This window comes from Peribacillus sp. TE19612 (assembly GCF_056279465.1).
In genome coordinates, this window is sequence record NZ_JBWCCL010000009.1 from 43,383 (window position 1) to 55,646 (window position 12,264).

13 protein-coding genes and 1 other annotated feature are annotated in these 12,264 nt (G+C 41.1%); of the genes, 3 read left to right on the forward strand and 10 right to left on the reverse strand.

Translation table 11 applies throughout. The features are described from left to right. Positions 1–22: 22 nt before the first annotated feature. From ACZ9AO_RS16540 to ACZ9AO_RS16550, 3 genes are all read right to left on the reverse strand, one after another. Positions 23–1,372: an amino acid permease gene (locus ACZ9AO_RS16540; protein WP_053536072.1), complete on the reverse strand. Its 1,350-nt coding sequence runs from the start codon at positions 1,370–1,372 to the stop codon at positions 23–25. A gap of 59 nt (positions 1,373–1,431) precedes the next feature. Continuing rightward, positions 1,432–1,668, reverse strand: a binding site (T-box leader). A 335-nt stretch (positions 1,669–2,003) separates the two neighbouring features. After that, entirely contained in the window at positions 2,004–2,492 is a 489-nt protein-coding gene (locus ACZ9AO_RS16545; protein WP_476109487.1) for a hypothetical protein, read from the reverse strand. Positions 2,493–2,638: 146 nt separating this feature from the next. Continuing rightward, positions 2,639–2,872 (reverse strand): hypothetical protein, encoded by a 234-nt coding sequence (locus ACZ9AO_RS16550; RefSeq protein ID WP_476109488.1) that lies wholly within the window; start codon positions 2,870–2,872, stop codon positions 2,639–2,641. Between the two features lie 188 nt (positions 2,873–3,060). Here ACZ9AO_RS16550 and ACZ9AO_RS16555 point away from each other — a divergent pair, with 188 nt between their 5' ends. Next, entirely contained in the window at positions 3,061–4,224 is a 1,164-nt protein-coding gene (locus tag ACZ9AO_RS16555) for an MFS transporter (RefSeq protein ID WP_048679493.1), read from the forward strand. A 60-nt stretch (positions 4,225–4,284) separates the two neighbouring features. Here ACZ9AO_RS16555 and ACZ9AO_RS16560 read toward each other — a convergent pair whose 3' ends face one another. From ACZ9AO_RS16560 to ACZ9AO_RS16590, 7 genes are all read right to left on the reverse strand, one after another. Continuing rightward, complete coding sequence (locus ACZ9AO_RS16560; RefSeq protein WP_230176629.1) at positions 4,285–4,584, reverse strand: hypothetical protein; 300 nt, start codon at positions 4,582–4,584, stop codon at positions 4,285–4,287. A 126-nt stretch (positions 4,585–4,710) separates the two neighbouring features. After that, positions 4,711–5,352, reverse strand: a complete 642-nt coding sequence (locus ACZ9AO_RS16565; protein WP_476109489.1) for a response regulator transcription factor — start codon at positions 5,350–5,352, stop codon at positions 4,711–4,713. Next, a complete protein-coding gene (locus ACZ9AO_RS16570) occupies positions 5,345–6,391 on the reverse strand; it encodes a sensor histidine kinase (RefSeq protein WP_251541930.1) in 1,047 nt (348 codons plus the stop codon). The genes ACZ9AO_RS16565 and ACZ9AO_RS16570 overlap by 8 nt, the downstream gene beginning before the upstream one ends. Beyond that, entirely contained in the window at positions 6,388–7,134 is a 747-nt protein-coding gene (gene liaF / locus ACZ9AO_RS16575; protein WP_251541931.1) for a cell wall-active antibiotics response protein LiaF, read from the reverse strand. Before liaF ends, ACZ9AO_RS16570 begins: the two co-directional genes overlap by 4 nt. Before the next feature lie 157 nt (positions 7,135–7,291). Then, positions 7,292–7,927, reverse strand: coding sequence for a PspA/IM30 family protein (locus tag ACZ9AO_RS16580; protein ID WP_034309579.1), 636 nt, complete (start codon positions 7,925–7,927; stop codon positions 7,292–7,294). 19 nt (positions 7,928–7,946) lie between these two features. Next, complete coding sequence (locus tag ACZ9AO_RS16585) at positions 7,947–8,294, reverse strand: lmo0954 family membrane protein (RefSeq protein WP_476109490.1); 348 nt, start codon at positions 8,292–8,294, stop codon at positions 7,947–7,949. 375 nt (positions 8,295–8,669) lie between these two features. Then, positions 8,670–9,284 carry a TetR/AcrR family transcriptional regulator gene (locus tag ACZ9AO_RS16590; protein WP_476109491.1) on the reverse strand — a complete coding sequence of 205 codons (615 nt, stop codon included), beginning with the start codon at positions 9,282–9,284 and terminating at the stop codon, positions 8,670–8,672. Between the two features lie 172 nt (positions 9,285–9,456). On the opposite strand from ACZ9AO_RS16590, the gene kynU reads away from it, so the two are divergent. Then, positions 9,457–10,734, forward strand: a complete 1,278-nt coding sequence (gene kynU / locus ACZ9AO_RS16595; protein ID WP_430115815.1) for a kynureninase — start codon at positions 9,457–9,459, stop codon at positions 10,732–10,734. Positions 10,735–10,823: 89 nt separating this feature from the next. After that, the gene (locus ACZ9AO_RS16600) at positions 10,824–12,245 is read left to right on the forward strand and encodes an amino acid permease (protein ID WP_251541932.1); all 1,422 of its coding nucleotides are present in this window, start codon (positions 10,824–10,826) and stop codon (positions 12,243–12,245) included. Positions 12,246–12,264 lie beyond the last annotated feature (19 nt).

The following is a 12,264-nucleotide window of genomic DNA, read 5'->3' on the forward strand; positions in this document are numbered from 1 at the left end:
AAAAGTGATCACTCCGCCATCTCTAGATTTTGTTATGGCGTTTTTTCCATACATACGTTAAGGAAATGAAGATGTAGATGCAAAGTGTAATGATCGTAACGACTATGGATGTCGTGAAAATGATTCCGATCAGGATCGTTATTAAAGCGATGATCGCAGCCCAAGTCGTATACGGGAACCATTTTACCGAATAGGCACTTGTTTTTCCGGACTGTTGTTTACGTGATTTTAAATGGGCGAAAGCAATGATCAACCAGATGAATAATACGGTATATCCAAGCGAACCCATTAGGAAATCGAAGGTCTTGCTTCCGGCAAATAAGGAAATCAATACACCGCCATATAATGCGGAAGTACACATTAATATTGCGGGAACAGGTACTTTCTTCTTGGATAAACGGGAAAAGATTTTCGGAACGCGACCATCCACGGCTTGTGTATACAGAACGCGGGATGAACCATACAACCCGGAGTTCATCGATGATATGATCGCTAATAGAACAACGGCATTCATGATATGGTCGGCACCTGGAATCCCAATCATTTGAAAGACCATTACAAACGGACTTTCTTTCACCCCGTTTACTTCGTTCCAAGGAATTAAGCTAACGATGATGAAAAAAGGAATGATATAGAAAGAAATGATCCTGACCAATGTACTGCGAACGGCCTTTGGAACCACTTTTTCAGGATTTTTCGTTTCAGCTAATGTGACCCCGATGATTTCCGTACCGCCATATGAATAGATTACCACCAGCATCGCCGTGATCAACCCTGTCGATCCATTCGGAAAGAAACCGCCATGTTCGGTCAAGTTAGAAAAACCGACCGCGGTATGATCACCAAAAGTAACGAGCAGCAACAATAATCCAGCCATGATGAACACAATGATGACCGTAATCTTAATTAAAGCAAGCCAGTACTCCGTTTCAGCAAAAACCTTTACCGACAGCAAGTTAACCGCAGTAACCAAAACCGAAACAGCTAATGCCAATATCCAGATTGGATATCCGGGCAGCCAATATTGAAGGAAAATCGCCGCAACCACTGATTCGGCCGCGATATTCAACACCCACATTTTCCAATAAATCCAATCCAGGAAATAGGCAGGATACTTTCCTAAGATCGATTGGACCAAATCCCTGAATGTTCGTGCACCGCTATTGCGGACCGCCATTTCAGCTAAACCTTGCATGATGAATAATAGGATGATTCCTCCTATCAAGTACGCAATGATTACGGAAGGGCCTGCCATATCAATGGCTGAACTGCTTCCTTTAAATAAACCTGCCCCGATGGCACCGCCTAATGCCATCATCGTAATATGCCTTGAAGTCATTGTCCTCTGTAAATTCCGTTTGTCCGTTTCCATATCCTTACCTCCCAAAAATCAAAAAAAGCATATCGTCTCTTCCTTCATAATCAAATGAAGAAAGAGACGATATGCCTTAAGCTTACCGCGGTACCACTCTTATTGGCTCTTTAAAGAACCCTGCTTTAAAAACCTTGTAACGAAGGTTAATCGTTAAAACAAAAGAATCGAATCATTCCTATCTTTCGCTTTACCACTCCCAGGCAAGTTCAAAGTATCATTGGACTGCGTTGCACCAACCCGCAGCTCTCTTCACCGAATAATGAGCTTTTACTACTCCTGTTCATTGCGTTTGAAAAATTATATCTGAATATTTTTAATAATATCCCATACTATACGGACTCAAGGTAAATTTGTCAATAACTTTCTTAAGATAATATTTTCAAAGAAACAAATTAGGGGAAATCGTGAAAGCACTTGACCCAATTATAAGATACTGGCGGACAAATAATATACAAATTTAATAGCACTTAATGAACATCATGCGGCTGCAGAATCAGGTGCTGGATAGTCTTAAAAGATGAAAATGAAGAACCCATGATGGTTGAAGCATATTTGCAAGGTTTCCTTAAGACAAAGAGTGCCCTTTATGGACCAGTAGTTTCGTAAATTCAACAAATGTTCTTATGACTTATTTAGCAGATTCTATATGGAAATAAACCCCACTTTTCTTGTCTATCGCAGGGCTTACTTCACTAGTTCGTGTTTTAACGATAGGACTTTGATCTTCACTTAATCCAGTGTAAATTGTAAAATCCTTTCCTGATTGTGTTGTTGTTCCCCAACTGATCTGGGAGGAATTCTTTTTGACTTTATCGTTTTTAACAAGAACATCTTGATCAGGGTCATACCAAGCAAACTTTCCTTCTTGCTCACTAATGCTTGATACCCCTACTCCCAAGCCTTCTTCAAATTGTTTCTTATAAATAACAAATGTTTCTCCGTTTTCACTAACTTCTCCAATGATGTCTTCTTTTTTTATCTTTTCTTCTTTAATGCCATGATTAATCGTTTCTTCTATGGTTTTATACCATTTCAATTCACTGGTTCCGTTATCGGCTATTGCAGAACACCCTGTAAGTGCAATCATGGCTATTGCAAAAGGTAGCAATACTTTCACTTTAAAAATCCCCCTTTTAAGAAAAGATGCAATACTTAAATCGTGCATTCGATGCAAATAAAATTACATTATAGAAAAAAAACCATTTCCCTATCCATTCCCACTGGTCACCTAATCAAATAATATATTCATAATCTCCTAAACGTTTAAAATTCCATCCCTAACCATGATGCAGCCACCATCAGAACCCCAACGACAATCACTATAACCGGTCCTACAACAATTAATCCAAATAGCAGTGAGCCTACTGCGTCCAGGAAGATTCGAAATGGTCCTGCTTTTTCCCTTTTATTCTGTTGCTGCATTAATAAGTCTTCAAGATGACCGACTTTTTGCTTCAATTGCAGCAACTCTTGAATCACTTTTGTGTCCTGGCCCATGAATTACCACCCTCTTTAATTAACAATAAGTGTTAATTCTATCATTTACATCCATTTTTTAAAAGTGAGATTTACCCTCGAAACCAAATCTATTTTAAAACTATTTTTTCAAATTCTGTCATCAATGATACAATAACATGGTCTGAAATCAATCCACTCTATAGAACACGTGAGGTATCATATTTTTTATGAAAGCAATACGATTATTAAAGAGTTTTAACTTTTTATATTTTGGACTGCTTGCCATTTTCATTCCGTTTCTCCCAGTCTATCTGGCTGATCAAGGTTTGCGTCCAGCCCAAATCGGATTCATCATCGGTACAGGAGGTTTTGTCACCCTCATTACCCAGCCTTTATGGGGAATGATCAGCGACAAAACAAGGACTATACGAAAAGTCCTGTTGTTACTCATCTTTTTCTCGAGCGTAATCGGTTATTTCCTCTATGATTCAAGCAGTTATCTTCAGCTCATCCTGTTTGCCATGCTACTATATTTCTTTCTGATGCCGATCGATCCCCTGACGGAAAGCCTCAATTTTACGATGGCAGAGAAATCCGGGATCAGCTACGGCTCCATCCGGACATATGGTGCATTGGGTTATGCGGTCATATCGCTGATCACCGGCTATGTTATGTCATATTTCGGAGCGAACAGCCTTGCGTTCCTTTTTGCAGGAATAGGTTTGATCAGCTTCATTGTCAGCTGGATGATGCCTGATGCTCCCGTTTCAGGTAAACCTGTCACCTTAAGCAGCCTTAAGCATTTTTTCAGCAATAAAGAGACGCTTCTCTTTCTGTTATTGGTCTTTATCTGTGCTGTTCCAGCAAGGATGAACGATACCTTCCTTGGAGTATATATCAGGGAACTTGGGGGAAGTGCCAAGCTTGTAGGCTTGACCTGGTTCTTGGCGGCGGGAAGTGAAATCGTTGTATTCGCCCTAAGCTTTTGGTGGCTGCGCAAAGGTAAGGAAATCATCATCATTTCGTTTGCAGCAGCGTTTTTCTTTATCCGTTATTTCGTCTCTGCGTGGATTACCGATCCACAGCTATTAGCTTATTTGCAAGTCATGCAGCTATTGACTTTCCCGATTTTCTACTCGGCGGCCATCCAATATCTTTACCGGATCGTTCCAGTGGAATGGCGTGCCACAGGCCAGACCGTACTGGCGCTGCTATTCTTCGGGGTTTCTGGAATCATCGCTTCTTATATAGGCGGAGCCATATATGGAGCATATGGAGGGAAGACCCTTTACTTGTTCATTTCCTCCATCTCCTTTATAGGAATGGTTTTCGCTTTGGTTCTTTATCGGATATACGGAACGAGGCTCGATACAGCAGAGGAAGCTGTATAATCTAAAAAACGGTATTAAAAAGAGCATGTTTTGATTAAAACATGCTCTTTTTACATTCCGTTAGCGAAATAAAGGGGCAACCGTCAACATTAACACAGAGAAGCAAAGCAGTATAGTAGTTGTCCTGTTTGAGAGTTTTACTTGTTTGCCATTTTTATAGAAACCTGAAAATTGAAGCCGGTTTTTATAGAGTACATAAAGTAATGGAAAAATTGCCATACCAACAATCCATCCGCCCGTGGTATTCTCTACGGTTATTCCAAAAATCGCATAGATTGAATTAATGATGAGCCCCATTATCATTCCAATAACAAAAATAATGGTGATTATACGAAATAATTCTAAAATCACTCTCAACATCATTTCACCTACTTTTTTCCTGTAATCCGTAAAAAAGGCTGCAATCAGCAACCTTGAATGAACTTTACAGGATGGGATATTTACCTAAATATAACAAACTTTCCTCTATTGGTAAATAGAAGCTCTTTACTCTTCTTCTTGAACGAGCGAATGCTTAAATGCGTAAATCACTGCTTGCGTGCGGTCCTGCACCGCAAGCTTGCTTAATATATTGCTGACATGCACTTTGGCTGTTTTCAGGGCTATGTATAGTTCATCGGCAATTTCCTGATTCGTTTTCCCTTGAGTCATCAGCAGTAAAATTTCCATTTCACGGTTTGTCAATTGATCATGAAGCTGGGTGATTTTTGGGCGACGCAGCTTTTCCATCATTTTTCCCGTCACTTCAGGTTCAAGTATGCTTTGACCCTGGAAAGTGGAACGGACGGCTCTCGCAATCTCGCTGGCCTTTGATGTTTTCAGCATATAGCTCGTCGCTCCGGCTTCCAATGCCGGGTACACTTTTTCATCATCCAGGAAGCTTGTCACAATGATGATTTTTGCTTCTGGCCATTTTTCAATAATTCGTTTCGTGGCTTCTATGCCGTCCATTTCCGGCATCACCAAATCCATCAAAATGATATCCGGACGCAATTCCATTGCCAGTTCGACAGCTTTCAAACCATTGTCCGCTTCCCCGATCACTTCGATATCCGACTGTGCGGATAAATAAGCCGATACCCCTATCCTTACCATTTCATGGTCATCGACAAATAATACTTTAATCATGATGATCACCTCCAGCATTTAATAATGGGATTTTCACTTCAAGTTTCGTTCCTTTATTCGGAACACTTACAATTTGCATCGTCCCGCCTAATTCAACAGCCCGTTCATGCATGTTTTGCAGACCATATGATCCCGTTTTCGACTCCTCGACGTTAAAACCAATGCCGTCATCCGTTATTCGTAAAATGATCATTCCATCACGAACGATCAATAGCACTTCAAGCGAATTCGCTTTTGCATGTCTCAGCGTATTGGAAATCGATTCTTGCAAAATCCGAAACAGATGGTCCTCAATCCCCTTATCCAGAGTGACAGGCTCCATCTTCCAATTTATATCCATCGTCACTTTTTGGGCCAATTCCAAAAGAAGCTCCTTCATTCCTTCATGTAAAGATTTTCCCTTTAATGCAACAGGCCTCAAGTGAAGCAATAGCGCCCTCATCTCAAGCTGGGATTGATGGATCATTTCTTCCACTACCTTGAATTGTTTCATTTCCGTTTTTTCCATATCGGATTGTGATTCGGTGATGGCCGACATGAACATCGAAGCCGCAAACAATTGCTGGCTCACCGAATCATGCAGCTCCCGCGCTAAACGGTTTCGTTCCTGGGAAACGATTTCCTGGATCTGTTTCTCCTGATCAATGGCCTTTTCATTCGCCATTTTTTGCGATAATTTAGTCTGCTCATTGATTTGCTTATGGATCAGTTGCATCCGTTCCGCCATTTTAGCCATCTCTTGAATTGGATACGTTTCCTGTTGCGAGGGTAAGCGGCCCTGTTCAAGGAAATGTAGACCTTCATCCACCCTTTCAAGCTGTCTCTTCCAAAACATACCCGAAACGACTCCATAAATCAGCCCTACCGTCATGACCAGGCTTGGCAAAAATATGACGAAGGGTAATCCCATGACCACTTTCTCCCACAATAAACTCCAATCGGATAAAGGAAAGATGAAGAAAACCACCGCCGGCAAAGCAAGGGAAAGAACGAAAGCAACACCAAGGGCAGTCAATATCTGCCGTGTCAGTATGCTCATATCCGCTTCACCTCTAAATCGCCAACTAAGATTGAAGTGATGATATGAACCTTGTGATCCGTTTCATTGAACCCTTCCGTTTGGTAGGAATAAATTTGATTAAAGACCCTGGATTCAGGCTTATTTTCAAAAATCCGCGCTCTGCCTGCAATGACAGAATGATGGACCCTGATTTCGATGCCATACGGTACAAGGACAGTGATATTGCCAATGATATTCCTGATGGAAATGACAGCATCGCCTTTCGGTAAAATCGTTTTGCTTAAATCGATAACCGTATCACCGACCCCGCCCTGAACATTCACGGAATTCCATTCATATACATGTTCGGTCGTTTGTTGATGACCAAACAACTTATTTTTAAATAGATAATCGGTTTTCAGCAGTCGTTCCTTATTGATCTTTTCTTCGTCCGAATCATCATTGGTTAAAATGGGACTGACCCAATCAGGATTTTTTTTGGACTGATAATATAAAAGCAAAAGATAAATGAGGATCGCCATTAGGAAAAATCTAAAGACGAACATATTCAAGACTGTAATGATAAGGGAAACCAACCCTATAAAAAATAGGATTTTCCCGATTGTCCGTTTTGGGAATTTCCTGCCTAAATAGATACATCCTATTGAAAAAGCGATGGAAAAAAGGAGACCCCCACCCGTAAATGAAATCTCTAAAAAAAGCAGGACGACTCCGATGAGAAGTATCCATCCCATATAGTCCGTCTTCATCTTGTTCAACATCGGTTCGCCTCCCCTGTATATGATCATAATATTCTTAAAAGGCACAGAAACCCGTGCCTTTTAAGAATACCATGAAATTATCACGTTCTGACAGCCTGTTTTCCCCCGCCCTCCATTCCAAAAGGCCAGGGGATGACAGCGAAGCCTTAAAAAAACTTTACGCTTCTTTCTGTTCCAATTCTTTTTCAAGCTGGACAATCCTGGCATCGATCGTATGCCGATTATAATCCGTATGGACCTGGTGCTCGATGCGATCGATATAATGCTCCATTTCTTCAAACATCGCTACCGGTTTGGCTTCGGAACTGCCTCCGTCCAAAACCCGATTGATTCGGTTGTTTGCCCGGGCAATATTTTCCCTGCCCATCAGTTCCAACCTCTTTAGATGCATATCCTTCAGCTTATGTTTCATTTCTTCATATTTCCGCTCCAGCTCAGCCAACTGAACCTCTGCACTTTTATGCGCCTCTTTCAAACTTTGCGCCCGCTCTTCATAGTGGAGGCTTTCCTTGACAGCAAATTCCATCAAATCGGTTTCTCCCGACTGCTTGGCAATCTCAGCCTGATGCTTACGTTTTTCAGCTAGATTTTGCGCTTGATTATATTCACGCGTAAACTCTTCTTTCAAAAGATATTGACGTTCAAGCAACTTACCGACCTTTTCCGTCTCCTGCTCACATTGACGCAAATATTGATTTAACATCCCAATTGGATTTTTTTGCTCCTTTTTATCCAACAGATCGTGAAAATCAGCCGAAATCGTTTGTTTCATTCTTGAAAATAAATTACCCATTCCCATTACATCCCTTCTATTAGTTCTTATTCAACTCTTTCCACTCTCTTTCAAAATTTGAGAATGGGTCACTTTCTTTCGATGATGCACTTTCATCATTTTCATTCCATTTTTTATAAACCAGGTAAAGAACATAAGCTGCCACCAGTCCCAATATTGCCGGGATATGGGAAATAGAAACGATCAGCACGATAATGGAGACTGCCCCCCACGCAATCTTCGCCCCTGTCGATTCGGACTTCATGAACTGCTTGAACCCAAAGTATAGGATCGCCAAGCAAATCGCCAGGCTGATCAGTGGACCAACGTTCGCCAGCAACAGGAAAAGTGCGATCAGTCCTACAATAAATAAACCAAATTTCTTCATTGTTTTCGTCCTCCTTTCTATGTTTATATCTTATCTACTTTTACAGGTTCGTATAATGAGCCTTAGCTATATTTTCTAGTAAGACTTAAGGCGTAGACGCTGTAAGTCCGGTGCTAATGAGAGTGTTTTGGCGGTTTGGTTTACTCGGGAATTTGCACTTACTTGTAAGTTTGAGTGATATATAGGTGAATTTGAGCGATATATTCGAAAGTTTGAGCGATATACTCCTGAGTTTGCGCTATTTACTCGTGAGTTTGAGCAGTTTACTCGTAAATTTGCATTTACTCCTGAATTCTACGGCTTTACTCGTGAGTTTTGAAAATAAAAAAATCTTCCGATTGTATATAACCGGAAGATTGGTGAGCTGCATTATCATTACACATATAAGCCTTCGACGTAAACTGAGGTAATGGTTTGAGCAATTTCTTCTACTGAACTTTGATGTTCGTTTCGGACGATTTCCCACAGATACATTTCATTTGTGAAAAACCATCCTCTTGCCACAAGCTTATGGTTTAGTTCAGTTCTTGCCAGCCCATTTTGCTGTGCATAGGCGACGTCCTGTGAAATTCGCTGGATGAACTTCATGCGGATCGCTTTCCATTTATCTGAAATAATGGTTGATATGCCAATGGCCTGTTCGAAAACTTGCATCATATTGCGTTCAGCTTCTGCCATTTTCAAAAATGCATTAGCTTGTCTGTTGATGATATGTTTTGCTTCGTCTTTTGATTTTGGAAAGAAAGAGGTCTCGGCAATTTCATAGAATTGCTCCATTACATTCTCCATTAATACAATTAACAGATCCTCTTTCCCTTTAAAATGAACATAGGCCGTTCCGTATCCGATGTTTGCTCTTTTGATCATTTGGGAAATAAGCGCAGCTTGATAACCTTCTTCAAGAAATATTTCCTTTGCAGCTTCCAATAGCTTTTGTCGTGTCATGATCGAGCGTAAATGCCGTTTATCTCCTACTTTGCCATTCTCCATGCTTATTCCTCCCCTTATCTTCTAGGATAAAGGATTTCCATAAAATAAAAAACATTTGTTGGAAAGTTTGTTTCAATGTTTATAATTTTCTGAATTAACTTATTGACATCATGTCATATTCTTTGGTACGATTCTCCTAGAATTTTAAAAAAACTAATATAGGAGGATGATTATGGTTTCTGAATATACATTGGATCACGCTAAACAAATGGATGAGAATGATGCACTTAAAGGTTTTCGAGAAGAGTTTTATTTAAAGCCGGATTCCATCTATATGGATGGAAACTCATTGGGGCTTCTTTCGAAAAGGGCTGAACGCACTCTTCTGGAGTCTTTGGAAGATTGGAAGGAGCATGGGATTGATGGATGGACGCAAGGGAATCATCCATGGTTTTTCATGGCTGAGAAATTGGGCGCGAAGATGTCCCAATTGGTCGGAGCTTCTCCCGAGGAAGTTATTGTAACCGGCTCCACAACTGTAAATCTGCATCAGCTAGTAGCTACTTTTTATAAGCCTGAAGGAATGCGCAGAAAGATTTTGGCTGATGAATTAACCTTCCCGACTGATATTTATGCTCTTCAAAGTCAGCTGCGTACACATGGATACGATCCGGAAACCGATCTCATCCGCGTAAAAAGCCGTGATGGCCGATTTCTTGAAGAGGATGACATTATCGAAGCAATGACCGATGACATCGCTTTGATCATCTTGCCAACGGTCCTGTATCGCAGCGGTCAAATACTGGATATGAAACGATTGACTGATGAAGCTCATAAAAGAGGAATTGTAATCGGATTTGACGGATGTCATTCCATCGGTGCCATCCCGCATTCATTCAGCGAATGGGATGTGGATTTTGCTTATTGGTGCAATTATAAACATTTAAATGGCGGCCCTGGAGGTGTTGGCGGTTTATATGTAAATCGAAAACATTTTGGGACGATGCCTGGATTGGCTGGATGGTTCGGCTCCAAAAAAGATAAACAATTCGATATGGAACATACCTTAACACCAGCTGAATCAGCAGGAGCGTATCAAATTGGCACGCCGCATGTGTTAAGTTGTGCACCTTTGATTGGGTCTTTGGACATTTTTATAGAAGCTGGAATTGAAAATATTCGTGAAAAATCCCTGAAAATCAATCAATATTTAATGGATTTAGTCGAATTCGAATTGGAAGACATGGGATTTTTCATTGGAACTCCCAGAGAAGACATCCGCCGCGGTGGTCATGTAAGCCTCGAGCATAAAGAAGCTGCACGGATATGCAAGGCACTGAAAGAGAACGGTGTCATTCCAGATTTCCGTGCACCTAACATCATTCGCCTCGCCCCGGTTGCACTCTATACTTCTTATGCGGAAGTTTGGGAAGTTGTACAAATACTCAAGAAAATCATGTCAGAAAAACAATATGAAAAATACAAGAATGAGCGTGAAGTGGTCGCATAACCCGGAGTTCCGCCAGATGGGGCTCATCCCTCAAATGGTTAGTTAATAAGGGCAGGATAAAATCTTTTTTGATAAAAAGGGGATGAACTATGGAGAACAAAAATACTCAATCGAACTTTAAAGATGAGCCAGAAAAAGGATTAAAACGTGAGCTGGAAACAAATCAGCTTTCCATGATCGCAATGGGCTGTGCCATCGGGACAGGTCTATTCCTTGGCAGCGGGCTTGCCATTCAAGCGGCAGGACCAAGTGTATTGCTGAGCTATGCACTCGGGGCGTTCATTGTTTTACTGTTGATGGGCTGTTTAGCGGAAATGACGGTTGCCCATCCTACTTCCGGATCTTTTGGGGCCATTGCTGAAAAGTACATGTCTCCAATGGCAGGCTATCTTGTCCGCTATTCTTATTGGATTGCCAATGTTTTGGCTGTTGGGGTTGAAGTAAGTGCAGTCAGCGTGTATATGAAGTATTGGTTTCCGACCGTACCGGGAATCGTATGGATTTTGCTGTTTGCAGGTGTCCTGATTTATGTAAATGCTACCAGCGTGAATACATTCGCTACATTTGAGTATTGGTTCTCCTTTATTAAAATAAGTGCCATTGTTGGGTTTATCCTTCTTGGATCCTATGTACTATTCGGTTCATCCGATCAGCCACATATAGGACCTGAGAACTTTGTAAATGAAGGCGGTTTTTTCCCATTTGGTTGGTGGGGAATGTGGGTAGCCGTATTTATTTCTTTATTCAGCTTTCTTGGAACCGAAATGATAGCGGTTACATCAGGGGAAGCAAAAGATCCGGATGCAGCAGTTCCAAAAGCATTAAAAGCGACCGTGTTCCGTTTATCCACCTTCTATGTGTTGACAATCGGCATCATGCTGATGATCGTTCCGTGGAAAACAGCTGGGATCGAGGAAAGTCCATTCGTAAAAGTAATGGAAATCTTGAACATTCCTGGTGCATCCGGGATCATGAACTTTATTATTTTAACGGCTGCTTTATCTGCCATGAACGCTCAGCTCTATGCTTCAACACGGATGATGTTTTCATTGGCACGCGGAAAACATGCACCTAGCTTTTTAGGAAAGTTAAACAAAAGGGGCGTTCCGGGAAAAGCGCTTGCTGTCTCTACAACGGGGATTTTCATTGCTGCAGGCGTTCATGCGTTACTTCCTGGATCATCCTATGCATTCATGATGGGGATTTCCATGTTCGGTGCTATGTTCACTTGGTTCATGATCTTCATTTCCCATTTGTTTTTCAGGGTGAAATGGGAGAAAACCGGCGGACGCAAATTACCTGTAAGGATGATCGGTTTTCCCTATTTAACGATACTAGGAGCCGTTCTTCTATTCAGCTTAATGATTACAACATGGTTTACAGATTTCAAGATCATGCTTCAATTCGGGATACCTTGGTTACTATTTTTAGCTGTTGCTTATTCTGTTTCAAAAAGAAGAAATATTAACCATAATGTAATGGAAGAATCTCTGGAAAAGAAGATAGAATAGAATGACGGAATAAATAGTT

Coding starts and splice junctions, on each gene's coding strand:
- ACZ9AO_RS16590 (WP_476109491.1), bottom strand. CDS start 9,284: ATGGAGAATGGCAAAGTAGGAGATAAACGGCATTTACGCTCGATCATG.
- ACZ9AO_RS16540 (WP_053536072.1), bottom strand. CDS start 1,372: ATGGAAACGGACAAACGGAATTTACAGAGGACAATGACTTCAAGGCAT.
- ACZ9AO_RS16560 (WP_230176629.1), bottom strand. CDS start 4,584: ATGTTGAGAGTGATTTTAGAATTATTTCGTATAATCACCATTATTTTT.
- ACZ9AO_RS16550 (WP_476109488.1), bottom strand. CDS start 2,872: ATGGGCCAGGACACAAAAGTGATTCAAGAGTTGCTGCAATTGAAGCAA.
- kynU (WP_430115815.1), top strand. CDS start 9,457: ATGGTTTCTGAATATACATTGGATCACGCTAAACAAATGGATGAGAAT.
- ACZ9AO_RS16565 (WP_476109489.1), bottom strand. CDS start 5,352: ATGATTAAAGTATTATTTGTCGATGACCATGAAATGGTAAGGATAGGG.
- ACZ9AO_RS16580 (WP_034309579.1), bottom strand. CDS start 7,927: ATGGGTAATTTATTTTCAAGAATGAAACAAACGATTTCGGCTGATTTT.
- ACZ9AO_RS16585 (WP_476109490.1), bottom strand. CDS start 8,294: ATGAAGAAATTTGGTTTATTTATTGTAGGACTGATCGCACTTTTCCTG.
- ACZ9AO_RS16570 (WP_251541930.1), bottom strand. CDS start 6,391: ATGAGCATACTGACACGGCAGATATTGACTGCCCTTGGTGTTGCTTTC.
- ACZ9AO_RS16555 (WP_048679493.1), top strand. CDS start 3,061: ATGAAAGCAATACGATTATTAAAGAGTTTTAACTTTTTATATTTTGGA.
- liaF (WP_251541931.1), bottom strand. CDS start 7,134: ATGTTGAACAAGATGAAGACGGACTATATGGGATGGATACTTCTCATC.
- ACZ9AO_RS16600 (WP_251541932.1), top strand. CDS start 10,824: ATGGAGAACAAAAATACTCAATCGAACTTTAAAGATGAGCCAGAAAAA.